This is a genomic window from Streptomyces sp. NPDC005566 (genome assembly GCF_040605575.1).
Taxonomy (GTDB): domain Bacteria; phylum Actinomycetota; class Actinomycetes; order Streptomycetales; family Streptomycetaceae; genus Streptomyces.
Genome location: NZ_JBEXDB010000022.1, coordinates 1 through 19,383 on the forward strand (window position 1 = coordinate 1; position 19,383 = coordinate 19,383).

Sequence of the window (19,383 nt, forward strand, 5' to 3'; positions counted from 1 at the left end):
GACCAGTCGTTCCCGTGGGGCCAACAGACTCGCTCGAAGCCATGTGGCAAATCCGCGTGAACCGGACAGCACGCGACTACGCCGAAGCCTTGGGTCCCCAGTAGATGCGCCTCTCCGACGCTGTAGGGCTGGCCGGCGGGGAGGCTCGCCCCGAATTGCTTGCGGAGGTACTGACCCGCGCCGGAAGTCTTGCCGTGCAGCGGAGCCTCGACGTCCTTCGGTTCGACGCAGAGGCGACGAGCCCGGACGGCCGCCCCGCTTCCGTCGTGGTGGTCAACAGCAATTCGATGGTCTGCCGGGCGAGGCGACTGGACGGCGGGGACTCCGTCGTCGTCATTCCCCTCGGCATCCTGGCCCGGGCCAGGGCTCTGGCGCGACGGCTCCTCCATCTTCTGTCGCGCTCCTCCGTCACAGACGTCGTCATCGGCAACGTGATCGACCGGCGACCGGATTGGGAGCTTGCCCCAGGCCTCGTACCACTGTTCGGGGAGCAGACCGACCAGGACGGTGAGCAGTGCTGGTCGGCGCTGAAGGCCTTCGATGCCGAGAGTCCTGAGGACGAGACCCGGGACTCGATCGCCGACGACATCATGGAACTGTCGCTGCATTACCTGGTCGGCCACGAGTTGGCACATCTCTACGGTCGGCACGACAGGCTGCTGGCTCTGGCTCTGGCTCTGGCTCAGGCCGGCGACCGGCTCGTCCCGCCGGATCTGAGCCTCTCGGATCTGCGGCGCGGCTTGGAAGTCCACGCCGATCTCATGGCCGCCATGACCGTCGCTCACCGGCTCTTGCCGTTCGTGATGCATTCCGACGAGCGAGGGACCCTCATTGCCAGGCAGTTCTTCGCCGTCGCCATGCTTTTCGGCATGTACGACACGCATCGGAAGTCACTGACGGCGTACGAGCACGGCCGCTACCCGCATCCCGTCATCCGGTTCGAGCTGACGCACTGTGTGACGCTGGACGTGGTCGGAAAGGTGGCGCCGGAATTTCTGGAGACGGCCAGGAAGAACGCCCTGGCGGGCTGGGCGGAGTCGGACAGGGGCATGAGCGCCATGGAGATCGACTGCGTTCGGGGGCACTTCGGGTGGCCTTCGCAGGGCGATACCACGCGGTTCGTGCCGGTGACCACGCTCAAGTACGGAAGCACATCGAGGGTCCTGCCGGCGTATATGGATCTGGAATACCGCCTGGGTCGGCAGGTCGCGTCCATGCTGGAAGAGCTGGAGTAGTGGCCACTGTTGAGCATCGTGAGTTGCAGGACTGACTCAGGCTGCGCGAAATGGCTGGCCCGAAAGGCGCCCCGACCCCGCTGCATGCCGTCACGAGCCCCGTTAGTATCACCAAGTGGCAGGCGTTGCCCGCCACTTCGGACGGGGGTCCTCGAAGATGGTCACAGTTCTCTTCGTACACGGTACGGGCGTGCGCGAGCCGTCCTACAGCCAGGCGCTGGAGGGGATTCGGAACGGCCTGGCCCGCGTCCGCTCCGACGTTTGTGTCGAACCCTGCGACTGGGGCTCCTCACTCGGGTCGTACCTGAGGGCGGGCGGAGTATCGATACCCGGATACCCGGAGTACCTGGCAGCGACGGCCGAGGAGGCGGGAGCCGGAACAGCGGAATCCGGAGTGGTGGCAACCGGGCCCTCCCCGCTCTCCGCCGACGGCTTCGAGGGCGGCAGCGAAACGGACGAGGCCCGGCTGCGCTGGGCGATGCTGTACGCCGACCCGTTCGCCGAGCTCGGCGTGTACGCCATGTCCGGGAAACCGTCCGGTTCCGGGTCCCCGGCCCTTTTCACCCCGGGTGTGATCTCCACCGGCGACCATCTCCTGGGAGTGCTGTCCCGACTGGATGCGTCCGAGGCGGTGAGTGAGGCGTGGGGATCCTTCGTGTCCGGCCCTTCGGTCACCGAAGGGGTCGCCGCTCTGCTGGCCGCCCAGGAACTGCGCCAGGCCGTGGTTGTCGCGCCCGCCGGGGGTGACGCCCTTCCCCGGCTGACCGCCCGTGCTCTGACCGCCTGGGCGATGGCGCAGTCGTCCAGGGAGGCAGGCACGTTCCCGGTCCCGGAGCGGGATGACCTCGTGGACCTCCTCACGAACGAACTCGGCGGCGACGCCAAGGGGCTGAACGACGCCCTCGTCTCCGCCCTCGGATACTCGGCACGGCTCTTCGAGCGTTCGTTCGGCTCTCGGATGCTGGTGGCCCGGCGAGCGCGGCTCAGCGATCGCTCGGTGGGCTTCTTCGGAGACGTACTCAGCTATCTGACACGTGGCCAAGCAGTACGTGACCACGTGGCCGACACGATCCGGGCCCTTCCCGACCGGGGGCCCGTGGTCCTGCTCGGGCACAGCCTGGGCGGGATCATCGCCTTCGACCTGCTGGCGGCCCAGGCATCGGACCCCGTCGCGGACATGCTGGTGACAGTGGGTTCGCAAGCGCCCCTGCTGTACGAACTGGACGCGCTGCCGTCCCTTCCCTACGGCACCGGACTGCCCGGCGCGTTCCCCCGCTGGCTCAACGTCCACGACCGCCGCGACCTGCTTTCCTACGTCGCGGCCGAAGCCTTCGGGAACGACCCGCGCATCACGGATGTGGCGGTGGACAACCGCCAGCCGGTCTCCGCGGCCCACAGCTCCTACTGGGCCAACACGGAGCTCTACCGGGTCCTGGCCGAGGCACTTCCCGGCTGATCGGGGAGCCCTTACCCTGGGCCCCCACCTCGACTCGGACACACGTCACGGTGCAAGAGAGGACGCGCGTGGCCACGGGAGGATTCGATGCCGTACAACACCGCGTCCTGCGCGCGGTGATCAAAGCGCTGGAGGACCCGGCGGGGCGGCTCATCAACGACAGCAGCCGGGACCTGTGGCGTCAGATGATCCACCAGCACATTCCCGGCCTGACGCCTGCGAGCTTCACCGTGACACGTCAGGAATTCGTCAGCATCGTGTACAGCTGCGCCGCGTTGGACGACGGCATGGACCTCCTGGTCGAGGCCACGTGCCTGGTCACGCCCGCACTGGAGCCGGCGCTGCTCCTGTTGCTGTCGCAGTGGAAGGCGCGGCTGGCGTTCCCGGGTCCCGACTGGGAGCCGCTGCGCCGCGTGCTGGATGTTCCGGTGGCCGATTTCGGTGCCCTGGTGGAACGGGCCACCGACGGGCTGGCGCGCCTGCCCGAGAACTGCGCCACGCCCTGGGAGGCGTTCCTCCATCTGGCCGACCAGAACGGGCGCCCCGGCGAGCTGATGCCCGCCATGGCCTTCCTGGAACACCTGTCCCTCCTTCCCGAAATGGCCGCGGCAGTGGGTGAGTTGCGGACATGGAACGACCACTTCGCCGACGTGTGGAACTTGTCTGCGTCGCTGGTCGCGCTGCGGGCCGACCTCAGGGACGGCCCCGACCCCCGCACCACCGGTTCCGATGACGTCCCGCACGCCGGCCGGGGTGGCCCGGCCAGGCCGCTGATCAGGATCTACGTCAAGGTGGAGCCGGACCGTACGCCCCACAGCGGAGCGGGCAGGCGGCGGATGAGCAGGGCACAGCGCTACTACGTCTCCGCCTGCGTCAGATATCCGGACTCGAACGCTCTCCAGCGAGATCCCCACACCGAGCCGCTGGAATCAGTGACCAGGTCGCAACTACCGTACGAATTAGCTAAGTTACTCACTCACATGACGCAGTTGCGCCACTCCCGTGCGGACAACGCCGCCTTGGAGATCTTCCTGCCGGCGGAGCTGCTCACCGAGCCCGTGGAGTGGTGGGACCGTGATCCCACGCTGGGATTTCCCAACGCTCTGCTGAGCCGATACCGGGAGATCATGCTGCACAGCCTGGAGCGCGTACAGCGTCCCACCTTCCACAACGCGTGGCGCGCCCGCTGGGCGCACTGGCGGACCGGCGACGGCCGGGGCCAGCTGTACGAGTGCGCTCCCGAAGGGCTGACGGATGCCGAGCACCTCGCCCTGCTCGACGCGAAGATCGGGCGTGACGACGACGTGGTCGGCATGGTGCTCAGCAGGCCGCCGCACCGCGAGAGTGAACTGGGCCTGCGCGAGCTGAGTCTCGCCCTGGACCTCGGAGTGCCCATAGTCGTCTACCACCGGGCGGATCCCGCGTCAGCGGTGTTCCGGAGCATTATTCGTGAAAGCTTGGCCAATGAGGGGCTGGCACACCTTCCCGAGAGTGCGCAACAGTGGAAGTCCGACGTTGCCGTCCGCGCCACGGTCGCAGGCGAGTCAAGTGCTGTACGGGAGCGAGACGTTGACGCGATCCGTTCGATGAGCATGATCTGGGACGACCCCGAGCATCTTCTTGAGGGCGGGCAGAACGCTCCTGCCACCTTTGTAGGGGGGACCGAGTGAACGCGGCGGACAACGACGGCCGGCTCTACCGGGGCACCGGAGACCCGTTACCCGACGAGGCGTACGAGCAACGCACCTGGCCCGAAGGGCCGCCCTGGCGCACCTTCCGCAGCGCGGCGACCATGCCCCAGCCACCGGACGACGACGAGGCCGACCGCCGGCTCGGACCGCCAGGACGCCGGCGCGTCCCTCGCGCCGAGGAACTCCGCCTGGTCAACGCCGCGCTCCTGCTCCGGAGGCCCCTCTTGGTCACCGGCCGGCCAGGAGTGGGAAAATCGGGCCTCGCCTACCGGATCGCCCGGGAGTTACGCCTCGGCCGGGTGTTGCACTGGCCCGTCACCAGCCGGACGACACTGACCTCCGGTCTGTACGAGTACGACGCCATCGGACGCGCGCAGGCCACCCAGGACGCCGCCGAAGGCACCGGACGGCCCAGCATCGGGAACTACGTCCAGCTGGGGCCGCTGGGCACGGGCATGCTCCCCTACCGGCTGCCGCGCGTGGTCCTCATCGACGAGATCGACAAGTGCGACGGCGATCTGCCCAATGACCTGCTGACCCTGTTCGAGGACGCCTGGTTCGAAGTGCCACCCCTCGTACGGGTGAAACAGACGGAAGCATCCACAACCGTCCATACGGCTGATCCCGGTCACAGCGCGGTGGTCGAGAACGGAGTGGTCAGGGCTCACGTCTTCCCCGTCGTCGTCATGACATCGAATGGTGAACGCGATTTCCCCGAAGCGTTTATGCGGCGCTGTCTGCGGCTCGACATTCCTGACCCCGACGCGGAGACGCTGGGAGAACTCGTCTCCGGACATTTCGGAGATCTCCTCGGCGACCGTCAGGACGCGCTGATCCGTGACTTTCTCCGACGGAGCTCCCGGATGGGCGGGCTGGCTGCCGATCAGCTGCTGAATGCCGCGCATTTGGCGACGTCGGGCCTCTACCGGCAGGACGGAAGCGACGCCGACGAGTGGCAATCGGTCCTCGCCGCCATTTGGCACCCACTGGGCGGTGAAGGGGCGGATTCGGGGTGACCGGGGAAACGTCGAGGGCCGGAGGCACCGGTGCGCAGCACCGTCGCGACGGCCCGATGAGCCCGCCTGACGGCGAACCGCTGCCTCTCACCGGTCTGTACCCGTGGGAAGTGGCCGACTCGTTATGGCTGGCGGCAAACCATCCTGGACTGGCCACCGACGAGGACCCGGCGGGCACCGGCCGTGAGGACGCCGAGCCGTCGGAGCCTGCTCCCGCACAGCAGGACGACGACCGGGTGGCCGAGCCGGAGCAGCCGGACAGGAGCGAGGAGCCGCAGCCGGAACAGCAGCGGCCTTTGGTACCCGAACCGCTGCCGCCTGCCCCACGGGAGGACGCACCGCCGCCCGTCGTCGGGCCAGGCACGGAGGACACCCTCGCGGCGACGGCCGAACTGCCCGCGGTCCCACAGTTGCGGACCGTCGTCGGCCCCGGCGCAGCCGACCGCCCCCCGCGCGACCGCTTGAGCCTCGGTCGTGCGCTGCGTCCGCTGCGCTCCTTCGTCGCGTCCGCCCACTCCGACGTCCTGGACGAGTCTGCGACGGCGGAACGGATCGCGGCGGCCCCGCATCTGCCACCGGTGCTCACGCCCGAGCCGGAGCGCCGACGGAGTGCGGTGCTGGTGGTCGACATGGCCCCGCACATGACCCTGTGGCGGCCGGCGGTGAAGCACTTCCGGACGATGCTGAGCCGGTACGGCGGGATGCGCGACGTGAAGGTGATGACGCTCGACACCGCTGATGCCGCGCGTGTGGTGCTGCGCGGCCACGGACAGGCGGCGCACCCGCAGCCGCCGCGAAGCCTCGTCGACCCGACGGCGCGGCAGATCGTCTTCCTGGTGACGGACGGCGTCGCGCCGGCCTGGCGTTCCGGAGCCGCGCAGCGACTGGCCGCTCTCTGGGGGAAGTTCCAGCCCGTGGTGGTGCTCCAGCTCCTGCCGCAGCGCCTGTGGCCCAGCACAGGACTCTTTCCGGTACGGGTGAGACTCCGTGCCCAAGGGCCGTGGTCGGCCAACGCACAGGTCCACTGGGAGCCCGCCGAGCCGCTTGCCGCGTCGCTCCCACGCGATCCCTCCGATCAGGTCGTCCTCGTTCCGGTCCTGGAACTGGGCGCCGAGTGGCTCGGTCCGTGGGCCCGGTTCGTCGCGGGAACCACGCCGCGCTGGGCGGACATGGCGGCGATCCTCACCAGTACCCGGCCGCTGCAGTCACCCGCGCCGTCACCCGTTCAGGGGCTGACCGCCGCCGAATTGGTTGCGCGGTTCCGCACGAGGGCTTCGGCGGAGGCGTTCGCGCTGGCCACGCGCCTGGCCGCGGTACAGCTGGACCTGGAAACCATGTCCGAGGTGAAGCGGCAGGTCATGCCGCGCGCTTCGCGAGCGCATCTGGCGGAACTGCTGATCAGCCCCTTGGTCGATCCGCTTCCGGGGTGCGACGGGGAATCCTACGTATTCGTCGACGGCGCCCGCGAGGAACTACTCGCTGCGGGCAGCAGGACGGCCACGGAAAGAGCACTGAAAAAGGCGGCTGAGTTTCTCGCCCCGCGCAATGAAGCGGCGCGTGAGTTCCTCGGCTACTTACATGGTTCCGAAGAGTCGCCGCACCATGAGGAAGCCCTCACGACAGTCGAGTCGACGACGGAGAACCTTCGCTTCCGGCAGGCCGAACATGCGGCGCTGCAGGCGATTTCCGGAAATCATCTCCACCGCGCCCGGCGCCTCGGCGAGCACATCGGGGCCGGCCCCCCGGACGCTGCGAACACGCCCGGGTCCGAAGCCGGACACAACCCTTCGCGGCCTTCTCCCGATGAGACACTCCCCGACGACACCGACAGTACGATCCCCGCCCCTGGAGGCCCACAAGTGAGTACGGTCCGCCCCTCGGTAGAAAGCCCGGCCCCGGCACCCCCGGCACCCCCGGCCGGAGGCGGTGCGCGACCGCCCATGCCCGCCGTCTGGGGCAACATGCCGCCGAGGAACCTCGTATTCACCGGACGCGAAGAATTGCTCATCAACCTGGAACGCGGTCTGCAGGACGGCCCGACCGCGGTACTCCCGCATGCACTGCACGGAATGGGCGGTGTAGGGAAGTCGCAACTCGCGCTCGAATACGTATACCGGCATGCCGCCGAATACGAAGTTGTCTGCTGGATTCCTGCGGAACGGCCCACACAGATTCAGCAGGCTTTTGTCGAACTGGCCCGGCGGCTCCACCTACCGGTGAGCAGTGAGGCGATTACCGCGGTGCCGGCGGTCCTGGAGGCGCTGCGCATCGGAAATCCGTACGGTAAATGGCTTCTGGTGTTCGATAATGCGGAAAGTCCGGCAGCGGTGCAGGAATACTTCCCGAGCACGCCTGCGGGCGGACCGGTAGGCTCCGTAATCGTGACATCGCGTAATCCCCAGTGGAACACCTTGGCCCACCCGTTGGAAGTCGATGTGTTCGAGCGGGAAGAAAGCATCCAGCTGCTCCGGCGGCGCAACCCCGATCTGTCCACCGCGGACGCGGACATGCTCGCCGAGGTCCTCGGCGACCTGCCGCTCGCAGTGGAGCAGGCATCGGCGTGGCGCGCCGAGACCGGCATGCCTCCGGCCGAGTATCTGAGGGTGTTCGAAGAGAAGAGCGCTGAGCTGATGGCGGTGTCCCCGCCGACCCAGTACGAGAAGACCGTCGCCACCGCGTGGAACGTCTCCCTCGACCACGTCGAAGGGAAGAACGCCGGGGCCATCCAGCTCCTGGAACTCTGCGCCTATTTCGCGCCGGAACCAGTCTCCAGGCAGTTCTTCGCCAACGCGGTCTCCGAGCCGATCGCCCCGGAGCTGGACCGGATCTTCACCGACCCGATCCGGCTCAGCCGGGCCATCCGGGAGATCAGCCGCTACTCCCTGGCGAAGATCGACCACCGCACCAACTCGATCCAGATGCACCGGCTGGTCCAGGCGGTGCTCGAAGCGCGCATGGCCGAGGAGCAACGCCGTACGTTCCGGCACGGAGCGCACCTGCTCCTCGCGGCGAACGCGCCCAGCGACCCGCGCGCCCCGCAGAACTGGACGCGTTTCGGTGAGCTCTACCCGCATGTCATCGCCTCCCGGGCGTCGCTTTCGCCCCACCGCAATGTGCGCCAGATGGTCTACAACGTCGCGGAGTACCTCTTCTACTGGGGTGATCACGAGGCGGCGCTGGACTTCTCCAGCGAGACGTACGAGAACTGGTGCCGGCTCTTCGGCGAGGACGACCAGCAGACGTTGATCCTCGGCCGGCATGTGCGCTTCATCATGTGGACGATGGGCCGCTATCCGCAGGCCGCCGCCCTGGGCGAGCGCATGCTTGCGACACTGGAGGGGGCCGGCCCGGATCTGGAGGAGGAGTACCTGCGCGTCAAGGGTCAGGTGTCCGGCGACCGCCGAGCGCGCGGGGACTTCCGGGGTGCGCTGGAGTTCGACGAGGAGGTCTACGCGCGGGCCGTCAGGTCGTACGGCGACGAGGACCCCGAGACCCTGCTCCACGCGCACAACCTCGCGGTGACCCGGCGCGGTAACGGCCTCTTCCGCGAAGCGCGGGACCTGGACGAGGCGAGCTGGCGCACCAAGGTGCAGATGTTCGGCGCGGACGCGCCCACCACTCTCAACTCGGAGGTCTCACTCACCCTGGACAAGCAGGAACTGGGCGAGTACGCCGCGTCGGAGAAGGCCTGCGAGGACGCGGTCGATACGTTCCGCAGCACGTTCGGCGAATTCCACCCGTCCGCACTGCGGGCGGTGGCGAGGCTCGGGGTGGCGCAGCGCAAGGCGGGCCACCACGAGGCTGCCCAGGCCAGCACCGAGATGGCCCGGACCGCGCTCATCGACCGGTACGGCGAGCGCAGTCCCGACGGTCTGCAGGCCTCGCTCAACCTCTCCATCGACCTGCGGCAGAACGGGAAGCTCCAGGAAGCACTGAAGCTGGGGGAGCGGACCCGGGCGCTGTACGCGGAGGTATTCGGCAAGGACCATCCGCACACCGTCGCGGCCGATGCCAATCTGGCCGTCACGCTGCGGCTCCTCGACCGGGTCGACGAGGCGCGGAAGCTGAACGAGTCGGCGCTGGCCCGTTTCCGGGCACCGCTCGGCGACACACACCCGCACACGTTGATCTGCGCGATCAACCTGGCCAACGACCTCTTCGCCCAGGGAGACGCCGCCGCCGCTCTGGAACTCGACCGGAAGACGACGGCGGGCCTGATCGAGAAGTTCGGCGAATCCCACCCCACCGTGCTGGTGCTGCGTGGCAACACCGCGTCGGACCTGAGGGCACTGGGCCGCACCGGGGAGGCCGAGGAACTGCACCGGAGTGCTGTGGACGCGATCAACGAGCAGTTGGGACCGGATCACCGGGCCAGCGCCGACACGCTCGCCTGGCGCCGGGCCAACTGCGACGTCGACCCCATGCCGATCTAACGGACGTCGACCTGGCAGATGCCGGGCGGGCCGGTATCGCCCTGGCCGAGCCAACCGGCCAGGGCGATCGGGTCCGGCGTCCGCCGTGACATGAGCCGGGCGGCGCCGTGAACGGCCGCGACCACTTCGGGCACCGCCGTCAGGGCCCTGACGGCCTCCGGAGCGCGGCCGAGGTCCGTCAGGGCCAGCCCCAGGCCCGTCCATGCTGCGGGGCCGGCGGATGCGCTCCGGATGTCCTGTACGTAGAGGTGCCGCGCGGCGCCGAACTCGGCGCAGGCCCAGAGGACATCGGCCGGCCGGGCCCCGGCGACCCCGGGCACGTGGTCCGCCTGGCTGCCGCGCATCTTGTCGAGTGCGACCGGGTCGGCGAGGCCGACGCGCACCAGCATGGCGCGGGCGTCGAGGTGCCGCGCCCCGGATTCCCGGATTTCCGGGTGCGGACGCGGTGGCAGCTCGGGCGGTCGCTTCCGGCCCGCACACCAGGCGGCCGCCAGCCGCCCCACGTCGTCGGGATGGGGCCGCACATGGGCCAGCCTCCACGTCGCCCGGTGATCGGCGGCCATCCGGCGGGCCATCGTCACCTCGGGGCCCTCACCGGTCCGGTCGTGCAGGTGGAGGACGGCCCCGAGCAGGTCCTGCAAGGCGTCTCGTCCCAGCGCGGTCAGCGTCGGGTCGGTGGCCAGGTCCGGCACGGCATCGGCCAGCTGGCCCAGCCACAGGGCACTTTCGAAGCGGGCGAGGCCACTGACGGGTCCGGTGAGCTGGACGGCGCAGGCACTCCAGAAGCGTGCCACCGCTGTGAAGGCGTAGGCGCCCTGCAGCATTCCCCCGAGCGGTCGGGCGTCGTCGCGCCAGGGCGAGTAGTAGAGCCGCTGCGGCTCGCCCTGGGGCGCGGGCTCGTGGAGCGGGTACAGATGCATCAGCGCGCTGAGCTTGCTGTGCTGGAGTTCGTGCACCAGCGTGGCGGCGCAGAGATGCGCCGTGTCCGGCATGGACGATGCCAGTCCGCCGACGCCGTGACCGCTGCTGACGCTGCGTACCCGGAACCGTTCGTGGGCCGGCATCGGCTGGAGGGAGCGCAGTAACCCGACGGCCGCGTCGGCCGTAGCAGGATCCATGGTGGTCAACAGCCCGTACGCGTCCTGCAGCAGTCTGCTCCAGGAGTCGTACGCGCTCTGCGTCAACCGCTCGGCCGCACCCTCCGGCAGGGGGGCGAGCCGGTGGTGGCCGAGGTCGTCCAGCGTGATCCGGCGGAAAGCACCTGCGCCGAGAGCCGGCCTACGCTGGGGCAGCCAGCCGCGCGCCGGGCGCTCCGGGCCGGAGGGCAGACGGAGATGGCCGTAAGCGCCCATGAGGGTGAGCCGGCCGCACACCGACCGCACCTCTGCCACGGTCCAGGTGTTCGGCTGCCGGTGCACCGAGGGCAGCCGCGCCAGTCCCATCGTGGGCAGCCAGACGCTCTCCCGGAGGGCCGGCACGGGAAAGCTGAAGGTGAGGCCCGCCCGTGCCGCGGCCACGGCGGCCAGGGTGTGCAGATGCCCTGTCTCTGCCCACAGAGGGGTCTCGGCACGGCCGGCGGTGCGCAGCCGGGTCAGGAGCCGGGTCAGCCACAGCCCGGTTTCCGGAAGGAGGAGCAATTCCTCGACCACTGCCGGATTTTGGCGCTGTGCCGCGGCGAGCAGGTCCCATGCGCGCTGGGCGGAAGGGAGCCGGCCGGTCACCCCGGCCAGAGGGCTGAGAGCGTCCATCAGCAGATCGAACAACAGCAGGCGGTGGCTGTACTCGGCTCGCGACAGCGCGGCGAGCGTAGCGGGACTGCCGTCGGCGCGCGCGAGTTCGCGGAACTGCTGAGGTGTCAGTGAATGCCGCGACTCCGCTTCGTGCAGTGAGTCAGGGCACATACGCTCCCTCTGCCTTGGCACCGGATCGGACGGACCGGGGATGTCAGGCGGTCCAGCTGTTCTCCCCGCCGGGGGACACGCTTCTGGCCGACCGCCCGACTTCTTCCAGCAGCCGCTTCTTGGCGGCCGCTCTGTCGTCGTTCGATCCAGCGCGCAACGCCTCCAGGGACGTGCCGGTGAGATCAGGCAGATCCGATATGGCGGCGCTTTTCGGCTTTACCACTGCCGTGAGACCTCCCCCGAGTCAGTGCGATGCGATGTTCGGCCCGCACTTACATGATGTCCTATGCATGCGCTGCTGGAAACATGCTCAACCGGTCAAGCCTGCGCCGGCACGGGCCTGAAGTGGCTGAATCACGAAGCGTCAATTCGCTTCGAGATGGGGCGGAGTAAACCACTCCGGATAACTCCGGAAGACCTCCAGGAGATCGTCGAGCGCAGTCGTACCAGGATCGACCAGGGACACCGCCGACCACAAGTGCGTCAGTCCGTCACCAAATGCCAGACAGGTTTCGACGAGATCCAGGATCTCCAGGAGCATTACCCCTGATCTGCTGACACTTCCCGCTATCTCAGCAGGAAGCAAGTCGATGACCTGACTGCGTGACTCCGGCTGCCGCATCACTCCCACCGCGGCCAGTGCGTCGCGCAGACGGCGTTTGTCGGACAGTTCGAGTCTCTGCGCCGGAATCTTCCGCCGCACGGCATTCCGCCCGGCGGTCCGCCCGGCCTCCCCGTCCCCTTCGAACCAGAGAGAGGTGGTGGTACCGAACCGGCCGCGCAGCGCCTCGGCCAGTGGCCGCGGGGTCCGCCGCCAGTCGGGGTGCTCGCGCAGCATCCGCAGGGCCTCGGCACTGAACACACCCGAGCGCAGCCCATTGCGCGTCGCCTCACCCGGACCACAGGCGAACAGCACGTACTGGTCTGCCTGCTGACGTGGTGTCGAACGCGGTACGGGGTCCGGCCGCAGGGACCCGGCCGTCGTCGCCGGGTCGGCGTACGTCTGGCAGGCGTCGAACAGCCAGAGCTGGCGCGGATGTCCCGGCGCGCCGTCCGACCGGTACATGGCCAGCACCGCTTCGACGTCCAGGCCGCGCAGGTCCTGGTGGACCGCATCGGCGAAAAGCAGTCGTCGGCTGCGGTCGGCGTCGATGAGGCCGTGCCCGGACCAGGCGACGAACAGCCAGTCGGTCCGCTCCTCCGCCAGTTCCCGGGTCAGCACCTGGTGCACGGTGTTCCGGTCGGCCGGGCGGTACGGCAGACCGAAGCCGTCGGCGAGTTCGCGGTTGCGCTCGAGTGGAGAGAGCAGCAGGGTCAGCGACTCGTCCCTCACCCCGAGCTCCCGCAGCCAGCCCGCGTACCCCAGCGCGTCGTGCACCGGCCCGTCGAGGTCCCAGGCCGACCCCGCCTCGTACGACTCCACCCCGACCACGAGCGCCCGCATCCATGTCTCCCGTCGCCGCACCCAGAGCCATTGTGGGCCAACAGCGGCAGCCGGGGCGCCAGTCGGGACATGGTTCGCGAAGTAGGCCTCCCGTAAGGGCAGTTCCGCCGACCGTTTCCGCGACGTCGTAGCCGTGGCAGGCGAACGGCTGCCGCGGCGCGTTCCTCAGACGGGCGCGGGCGTCCTGCCCAGCAGAGCGCTGATGTCCACCGTGTCGTCCGCGGGCGGTGTGGCCGTGGGTACCGGCTTGTCGAAGCCGGAGAAGTCCACGGCCGCGTCCTCCCCACCGTCCTGCACGGTGATCCTTACCGGGTAGGGCCTGCCCTCGGAGGCCACGTACAACGTCAGTTCCCGGTCGTCCCCGGTCCTCGTGACGGGGACGGCCCGTACGCCGTCGACGGTCGTGACCGTGCCCTTGGTGAGCGTCCCCCCGGGCGCATCGGCGTTGTCGGAGAGGAGCTCGTGGAACGTGTCGAGATCGCAGACCTGCACCATGGGGCGCAGTCTCGAGTCCGAGGCCTCGCCCTTCATGTACCGCCCGGCCAGAATCGCATCGAAGGTCGTGCCTCCGACCGGGACCTGGTTCTTCCAGAAGTTCGAATCCGGCTTCAGCCAGACCATGTCGTCACGCTTGACGATCTCGACCGAGCCCTCGTCCTCGCCCAGGTCGATACCGCCCACGCAGTTGCCGTCCCGGTCCAGGGTGAGGTCGACCGTCATGGGGGAGCGCCCCTCGCCCAGATCGCCCTCCGAGTGCAGGTGCAGCGACCGGATGTCGAGCAGGGCGTCACGGGAGCGGTCGGCGATCTCACGGGCGGGGAGCGACTCGATGTCGTCGTCCGCGTGGGCCACCGCGCCACTCGTCACGGTGAGTACGGCCACCGCCGCGCAGGCGACCGCACGGGCGGTGATGCGCTGTCCGGTCACGGCGCCTCCTCGGATTCAGCCTTGTCCAGGCCTCTTTCGAGCGTGCGTTCCCCCGAAGCGAGCGTACGCCGGAGATTCTTCGCCCGCGCGGCAGAAAGGTGCACGGAGTGTGAGGTTCGGCGCTGTTTTCGGTTACGGAACGTGGGGGAGAGCTGCCGTGAAGAGCAAAGGATCAAAGGGGAGACATGAAGAAACTGTCCAGGTGGAACGCCGTTCGCACCCTGGTGCGCGGTACGGCCGTCACGGGCCTGACCGTGGCGCTCGCCGTGCCGGTGACCGCGGCGGTCGCCGTCGCGCCGGCCGCGGTGCCGCCCGGCCTGTCCTGCGACACCGGGAAGCACGCGATCGACGACTACACGGGGTACGCGCTCTGCCGGAACGACGGATCGGCGCCGCAGACCTTCTGGGTCCATCTGGTCTGCGGCTGGTCCCCGGACGTGGACGGTGAGCACGTCACGCTGAACCCGGGCCAGTCCGGACAGTCGACCGCCCACTGCGCCGGACTCGGTTCGGGGATCGGCGAGATCCATGTGAGGCCGTAGGCCTTCGGACTGTCTGCGCCGCGCGCGGCGCAGACAGTCCTTCCGGCAAGCATGCTTGAGCGGACCCCGCCCCCTCGTTACTCTCCAGTAGGACCGCTCGGGCGGCCCCGGGGCGTACCTCGGGGACCGTGCTCCGACGGCAGCGAGGAGGCGGCAGCGATGTCTTCGGCAGACCCCGCGGAGCGGACCGGACCGAGCAGGCCGGACGACCCGGCCGAACCGTACGGACTCGTCGGCAGCGCACAGGGCCTCGCCGCCGGCCGCACGACGTCCCAGGAGCTCGTCGCCGCCGCGCTCGCGCGCATCGAGGCGAGCCGCGACACCCTCAACGCCTTCCGTAACCTGCGGACCGAAGCCGCACTCGCCGAGGCCGCCGAAGCCGATCTGAGGCTCGCGGCCGGCGAACGGCTGCCCCTGCTCGGGGTGCCGGTCGCCGTCAAGGACGACACCCACGTCGCCGGCATGCCCACCCACTTCGGCTGCGCGGGCGACCTGCCGCCGGTCACCGCCGACAGCGAGGTGGTTCGCCGGCTGCGTGCGGCCGGAGCCGTCATCGTCGGCAAGACGAACTCCTGCGAGCTGGGCCAGTGGGCCTTCACCGAGGGGCCCGCCTTCGGCGTCACCCGCAACCCGTGGAACACCGCCCACACGCCCGGTGGTTCGTCCGGCGGCTCCGCGGCGGCCGTCGCCGCGGGACTCGTCCCGGCGGCACTCGGTTCGGACGGCGCCGGATCCATCCGCATCCCCGCCGCCTGGACCCACCTCGTCGGCATCAAGCCGCAGCGCGGCCGTATCTCCGTCCATCCCAACAGCGACGCCTTCCAGGGCCTCACCGTCAACGGCCCCCTCGCCCGTACGGTCGCCGACGCGGCCCTGCTCCTGGACGCCGCCGCGGGACCGCACCCCGGCGACCCCCACCGGCCGCCCGCCGTCAGCGCGTCCGCAGCCGCCCGCCGGGACCCGGGCACGCTGCGGATCGGCCTCGCCCTGCAGCCCCCGCTCACCCTCACCCGGAACGCACCCCACCCCGAGGTGGTGCGCGCCGTCACCGCACTCGCCGAAGTCCTGGCCCGCCTCGGCCACCACGTCGAGGAGGCCCGCCCCCGCTACGGACTCATCGGCCTCTCCTTCGTCCCCCGCGCCACCGCCGGAATCGCCGAACTCGCCGCCCTGCACCCCCACCCCGCGCTTCTGGACCCACGGACCCGCAGCGCCCTGCGCACCGGCACCCGCCTCGGCGGCCGGGTGGTCCGGGCGGCCCGGGCCCGCGAGGTGCGCCAGCACCGCAGGATCGGCGCCTTCTTCGACACGGCCACGGGCGGATACGACGTGCTGCTGACCCCGACCACCGCCGCCCCGCCGCCCCGCGTCGGCACCTTCGACCACCTGAGCGCCTGGCGCACCGACCTGGCGATGACCGCGGCATGCCCGTACGCCTGGCCCTGGAACGTCCTCGGCTGGCCCGGCGTCAACGTCCCGGCGGGCTTCACCCGCGACGGCCTGCCCCTGGGCGCCCAGCTGCTCGGCCCGTCCCGCAGCGAGGAACGGCTCGTCTCGCTCGCCGCCCAACTGGAAGCCGATCAGCGCTGGTACGAGCACCGGCCGCCCAGGGACGAGCTGGTCAGCCCGAGCTCCTGATCACCGGCCCGGTGGCAGGCTCAGCCGGACCGTGCCTTGCGGCGCCGCTCATGCCCGCTCCCCGGCGGCCGTCCGCAGGTTGGCCTCGACCCGCTCGACAGCGCACATAGCGCCGAAGGCCACCAGGTGGACCAGGCAGTGATCGGTGAACGGCGGCACACGCCACGCCGCCACGTCCTCGTCGGTGATCCGATAGGGAGCACGCGCCGCGAGCAGGGCGAGCCGGGCGCCCGGCCGCTCCGCCCGGTCGGGCAGCGCGGCGGCCAGGGGCAGGGGCGTGACGCCGTCCCAGCCGGCCACCGACTCCCGTACGAACACGGCGTCCTCGTCGCCCAACAGGTCCGCACCCAGCTGCGCGGCCGTGCGCAGAGCGCCGTACGCCGTACCCACCGGGGTGTCCCCGGCCCACTGCGGCGGGGCGCCGGCCGTGTCGAGCAGCGCGAGGCCGGCCCCCGGCCGCAGCTCGCGGCGCACCGTGCGGGCCAGCGAACGGCCCGCCGTGCTCCGCACCAGCCGGTACTTCTCGGCGCCACCCGGCAGCATCACCTCGGACAGCAACGAGGACACGACGCGGTTGATGAAGTGGAAGGCGAGCGCCGTCCCCACGTACTCGGGCGCCTCCCGCGCCGGGAACGGCTGCGCCGTACTCATGTCCTTGCCCCAGGCCAGCAGTCGGCGATGGCCCGGCTCGTCCGGCTCATCGCCCCGCAGGATCGTCTCGGCCAGCCGGTGATCACCGGTGGCATGCAGCAGCACGGTGTGCGCGTGCACACAGAACGGGCAGCGGTTGGCGAGCGAGACCCCCGCCGCCACCACCTCCTTCCCGGTACGTGACGCCTGCCCGGCCAGCAGGGACTCCCGCATCAGGGCCCAGGTGGCGGTGAGCAGCGGAGGGGAGGCGGACAGGACGACGAAGGTCGTGGCGTCCTTGATGCCGAAGTCGGTGGCGAGCTGGGCGTAGACGTCGGCCACGACACCGGTGGCCGACTTCGGAGGTTCGGGCGAGGTGTATCGGAAAGGTCCGGTCATGGCGACGATGCTCGTCCCCGCCACCCGCTCCCGTCGTCGTACAGCGGGAGGCAGTCCGGGCTGCGCCGGCCCGACGGGCGGGCGACCGCACTACTCCCCGGGGAGCAGCCCCGAACCCGTCCCGCAGGACGACGCGCCCGCAACCGTACGGGAGTTATGGTGCGGCTCATGTGGGTGCAGGGGGACATCGACCGGCGGGCACTCCTGCTGGACACGGCAGGTGCCGCGGTGATCGGCGCGGCGGTGATCGCGGCGGCCCGGGCGGCGTCCTCGCCGGACGTCCTCGACCTGCTGCTCGTCGCGGCGGGCTCCCTCGCCCTCGCCGCACACCGCAGGGCCCCCCGCACGGTGCTCGCCGTGACCACCCTGAGCATGTTCGCGTACGTGTCCCACGCCCACCCGGGCAGCTGGGTGGCGCTGCCCGTCGTGGTCGCCGTCCACGCCGCGGCGCGCAGCGGGCACCGGGCGCAGGCGATCGGGGCCGGGGCCCTGTTCCTCCTCGGCTACTTCGTGGTGCTGCTCATCGCCGTACCCGGAGTCCAGGACACCGTCGAGCGGACGCTGCTCCTGCTCGGCTGGTTCCTCTGCGCAGGGGTCACCGGCCTCATCGACAAGAACTGGCAGGCCTACCTGCGCCAGACCGAACAGCGGGCGCTCGACGCCGAACGGAGTCGCGAGGAAACCGCGTTGCGCCGGGCGGGGGAGGAACGACTGCGCATCGCAAGGGAGTTGCACGACTCGCTGACCCACTCGATCTCGATCGTCAAACTGCAGGCCGGCGTTGCCGTCCACCTCGCCCGTAAACGCGGCACCGAGGTGGAGCCCGCCCTGCTCGCCATCCAGGAGGCCAGCGGCGAGGCGATGCGGGAACTCCGCTCGACGCTGGAGGTGCTGCGCACGGACGGGCTCGACCCCGGCACGGGCCTGGACCGCATCGACGAGCTGGCCGAACGGGCGCGGGCCGCGGGCATCGCGCTCGTGGTCACCGTCGACGGCGTCGAACGGCCTCTTCCGGCCGATGTCGGCGGAGCCGCGTACCGCATCGTGCAGGAGGCCCTGACCAATGTGGCCCGGCACGCGGACCGCGCCGAGACCACCGTCCGTCTCCTCTACACGGACTCGACGCTCGCTCTCCGCGTCGAGGACCGGGGGCCGTGTCTGCCCGGCGACCGGATCACTCCGGGCACCGGGCTGACCGGCATGCGGGAGCGGGTCACCGCGCTCGGCGGCACCCTCGAAGCCGCGCCGGGTGCGCACGGAGGCTTCTCGGTACGTGCCGAACTGCCCCTGGAGCCCGGGAGACCGGGGGAGTCGAGGATGTCCGGGGAGCCCGCAGGATGATCCGGGTGCTGATCGTCGACGACCAGGCCCTCATGCGTGCGGGATTCCGGGCCCTGCTGGAGGCCGAGGAGGGCATCGAGGTCGTCGGGGAGGCCGCCGACGGGCGCCGGGGCGTGGAGCTGGTCCGCCGGTACGTCCCGGATGTGGCGCTCATCGACGTACAGATGCCTGTGATGACCGGCATCGAGGCGACCCGCGAAATTGCTGCTGACCCCCTGCTGGCTGCTGTGCACGTCGTCATCCTGACGAACTACGGCCTCGACGAGTACGTCTTCGACGCCCTGCGGGCAGGGGCCGCCGGATTCCTGCTCAAGGACACCGAACCGGCCGAACTCCTGCGGGCCATCGAGGTCGCGGCCCGCGGCGACGCCCTGCTGTCACCCGCCATCACCCGTCGGCTCATCGGCGCGTTCGTCTCCCGGCCCCCGGACCGTGCCACCGCGCCGGGCCTGGAGGCCCTCACCCGCCGCGAGAGCGAGGTCACCGCCCTTGCCGCGCGAGGGCTGACCAACGAGGAGATCGCCGCCCACATGGTGATCAGCCCGTTCACGGCCAAGACCCACATCAGTCGCGCCATGATCAAACTGGGCGCCCGCGACCGGGCACAGCTGGTCGTCTTCGCGTACGAGTCGGGGCTGGTCGAGGCGCGCAGGCCGCCACGGGCGCAGGGGTCCGCCCCGTCGGGGGCCGGACGCGACTGACCGGTTCCGGCCGAAAACGAGGGCGGGCC

13 protein-coding genes are annotated in these 19,383 nt (G+C 70.3%); 9 read left to right on the forward strand and 4 right to left on the reverse strand.

Features of this window, described 5'->3' with window-relative positions:
• The first annotated feature begins 104 nt into the window (after positions 1–104).
• The 5 genes from ABZS61_RS29225 to fxsT all read left to right on the forward strand — a co-directional run bounded on the left by ABZS61_RS29225 (position 105) and on the right by fxsT (position 9,831).
• The gene (locus ABZS61_RS29225; RefSeq protein ID WP_356427645.1) at positions 105–1,235 is read left to right on the forward strand and encodes a hypothetical protein; all 1,131 of its coding nucleotides are present in this window, start codon (positions 105–107) and stop codon (positions 1,233–1,235) included.
• 115 nt (positions 1,236–1,350) lie between these two features.
• Positions 1,351–2,691, forward strand: coding sequence for an alpha/beta fold hydrolase (locus ABZS61_RS29230; RefSeq protein ID WP_356427648.1), 1,341 nt, complete (start codon positions 1,351–1,353; stop codon positions 2,689–2,691).
• A gap of 68 nt (positions 2,692–2,759) precedes the next feature.
• The gene (locus ABZS61_RS29235; RefSeq protein ID WP_356427651.1) at positions 2,760–4,361 is read left to right on the forward strand and encodes a hypothetical protein; all 1,602 of its coding nucleotides are present in this window, start codon (positions 2,760–2,762) and stop codon (positions 4,359–4,361) included.
• A complete protein-coding gene (locus tag ABZS61_RS29240; protein WP_356427654.1) occupies positions 4,358–5,398 on the forward strand; it encodes an AAA family ATPase in 1,041 nt (346 codons plus the stop codon). The genes ABZS61_RS29235 and ABZS61_RS29240 overlap by 4 nt, the downstream gene beginning before the upstream one ends.
• Positions 5,399–5,508: 110 nt before the next feature.
• Complete coding sequence (gene fxsT, locus ABZS61_RS29245; protein WP_356427657.1) at positions 5,509–9,831, forward strand: FxSxx-COOH system tetratricopeptide repeat protein; 4,323 nt, start codon at positions 5,509–5,511, stop codon at positions 9,829–9,831.
• Here the strand turns inward: fxsT and ABZS61_RS29250 are convergent.
• The 3 genes from ABZS61_RS29250 to ABZS61_RS29260 form a co-directional block, all read right to left on the reverse strand.
• Positions 9,828–11,732 carry an HEXXH motif domain-containing protein gene (locus tag ABZS61_RS29250; RefSeq protein ID WP_356427660.1) on the reverse strand — a complete coding sequence of 635 codons (1,905 nt, stop codon included), beginning with the start codon at positions 11,730–11,732 and terminating at the stop codon, positions 9,828–9,830. The two genes, fxsT and ABZS61_RS29250, sit on opposite strands and share 4 nt — an antisense overlap.
• Positions 11,733–12,096: 364 nt before the next feature.
• On the reverse strand, positions 12,097–13,176 hold the full coding sequence (locus ABZS61_RS29255; RefSeq protein ID WP_356427663.1) for a hypothetical protein: 1,080 nt from the start codon (positions 13,174–13,176) through the stop codon (positions 12,097–12,099).
• Positions 13,177–13,341: 165 nt separating this feature from the next.
• Complete coding sequence (locus ABZS61_RS29260) at positions 13,342–14,103, reverse strand: hypothetical protein (protein WP_356427665.1); 762 nt, start codon at positions 14,101–14,103, stop codon at positions 13,342–13,344.
• Between the two features lie 185 nt (positions 14,104–14,288).
• On the opposite strand from ABZS61_RS29260, the gene ABZS61_RS29265 reads away from it, so the two are divergent.
• Entirely contained in the window at positions 14,289–14,645 is a 357-nt protein-coding gene (locus ABZS61_RS29265; RefSeq protein WP_356427668.1) for a hypothetical protein, read from the forward strand.
• Between the two features lie 159 nt (positions 14,646–14,804).
• Positions 14,805–16,283, forward strand: coding sequence for an amidase (locus tag ABZS61_RS29270; protein ID WP_356427671.1), 1,479 nt, complete (start codon positions 14,805–14,807; stop codon positions 16,281–16,283).
• Between the two features lie 48 nt (positions 16,284–16,331).
• Here the strand turns inward: ABZS61_RS29270 and ABZS61_RS29275 are convergent, their stop codons facing one another.
• The gene (locus ABZS61_RS29275) at positions 16,332–17,312 is read right to left on the reverse strand and encodes a carboxymuconolactone decarboxylase family protein (protein WP_356427674.1); all 981 of its coding nucleotides are present in this window, start codon (positions 17,310–17,312) and stop codon (positions 16,332–16,334) included.
• Between the two features lie 168 nt (positions 17,313–17,480).
• On the opposite strand from ABZS61_RS29275, the gene ABZS61_RS29280 reads away from it, so the two are divergent.
• Together ABZS61_RS29280 and ABZS61_RS29285 are read left to right on the forward strand one after the other, a co-directional pair.
• Entirely contained in the window at positions 17,481–18,653 is a 1,173-nt protein-coding gene (locus tag ABZS61_RS29280) for a sensor histidine kinase (protein WP_356427677.1), read from the forward strand.
• Positions 18,650–19,354, forward strand: coding sequence for a response regulator transcription factor (locus ABZS61_RS29285; RefSeq protein WP_356427681.1), 705 nt, complete (start codon positions 18,650–18,652; stop codon positions 19,352–19,354). The genes ABZS61_RS29280 and ABZS61_RS29285 overlap by 4 nt, the downstream gene beginning before the upstream one ends.
• Positions 19,355–19,383 lie beyond the last annotated feature (29 nt).